General features: G+C 34.5%; 1 protein-coding gene and 1 pseudogene. One reads left to right on the plus strand and one right to left on the minus strand.

The window, feature by feature from the left end; genetic code table 11:
* A pseudogene (locus QZ824_RS11585) lies at positions 1 to 827 on the minus strand (hypothetical protein); the annotation flags it as partial.
* A gap of 110 nt (positions 828 to 937) precedes the next feature.
* On the opposite strand from QZ824_RS11585, the gene gldC reads away from it, so the two are divergent.
* Entirely contained in the window at positions 938 to 1,273 is a 336-nt protein-coding gene (gldC, locus tag QZ824_RS11590) for a gliding motility protein GldC (protein ID WP_291276174.1), read from the plus strand.
* Positions 1,274 to 1,552 lie beyond the last annotated feature (279 nt).

Here is a 1,552-nt window from a genome sequence, read left to right on the forward strand (position 1 = left end):
AATAAAAACCAATCTCTTTTAAACTTGCAAGTCCCCTCGCCCACATCCTGCAGCTCTTTGAACGGATTTATCAAATCGGCCGAAGAATTTTGTTTCCCAGATTTTAATTTCAGCATAATCGACATGCTTTCATCTGAAGGTTGATCATTAAAATCTCCCATGACAATAATATTGTCAGACTTGCTGACGGCATTGATAGAATCTATAATCTCCTGCGTAAGCATGGCTGCTGCAATACGCTTATGTTCGGATTTCTGCTCCCCTTCCCTGCGCGATGGCCAGTGATTTACCAGTACATGTACGGTATCAGAAAATAATACACCTTTCACAACCAATACTTCCCGTAAAAATAATTCAGGATCTTCATCCTGTTTAAAGTAGGATAAGTACGATTGAATAGGTTGAAAAAACTTTTCATTATAAATCAAACAAACGTCAATCCCTCTTTTGTCTGAAGAATTGTAATGAATAATTTTGAACAACGAATCACTCTTCAACAAATCCGTTAACACCTCTTTATTTTCTACTTCGCTCATACCAAGCAAAGCCAGCGAATTAGATTCGTTCAACCCATGAATAACTTCTCTTATATTGTTCAGTTTTTCTTCGTAACGCTGTGCTGTCCAATGCAACTTCCCTCCCGGTAAAAAATCATTATCATTTACATGCTCATCATCCATGATATCAAACAAGTTTTCAGTATTATAAAAAGCCACCCGACAGCCTGGTCCACTTCCAGTACCGGATTTGCTGGCCGTTTCAGCCTGGTAGGAACATGAAAAGCCTGCCAATAAGCACAGAACTGAAATTATTGTATTGATATTCATACACTTTATTGATTTTTATGCACCTAAATCTGGTCTAAAGATAATTTACAATTTACAGATTTGTTTTAACGACAAATGATAAGGAAATTAGCGTAAATATTATTAATAACATGAAAAATTCAGAAATAAAATTCAGCGTACAATTAGACGATAAAAATATACCTGAAAAGATTGTTTGGGAAGCTACTGACGGCCCTTCAGACAAGCCTTTACCAACAGATGCCATCGCTTTATCTTTATGGGATCATACACAAATGAACACCATGCAGATAAATATATGGACAAAAGAAATGCCGGTAGAAGAAATGAAACGTTTCGCTATAGAAGGTATTGGCGGTATGGCAGACTCCATTGAAAATGCCACCGGAGATATTAAAATGGCTGAAATGATTCGGGAACTGTGTAAAAAACTTGTAATACACGTGAAAGAAAATGCCAAGCAATAATTCAATAAACCTCTTACTCAAATAAGAGGTTTATTTTTTATATGTCATTTTAAGCCAGCTACAAACCATTACCCGAATATTTATACTTAATAATCATAGAATCCAATTCATTTTTTTAACATAAACTTTTCGACTATTTTATACAAATAGTCGAAAAGTTTACTAATTTTAATTTACAATTCGGCATTGGTAAACAATTATTACCCACCCTTGCATTAATAAATTTCAATACTATATGAAAAAAATAAGTATGTTTTTCTTGCTTACACTGCTATACAC

The sequence above is a fragment of the Flavobacterium sp. genome, assembly GCF_021151785.1.
In the GTDB taxonomy this organism is placed as follows: Bacteria; Bacteroidota; Bacteroidia; order Flavobacteriales; family Flavobacteriaceae; genus Flavobacterium.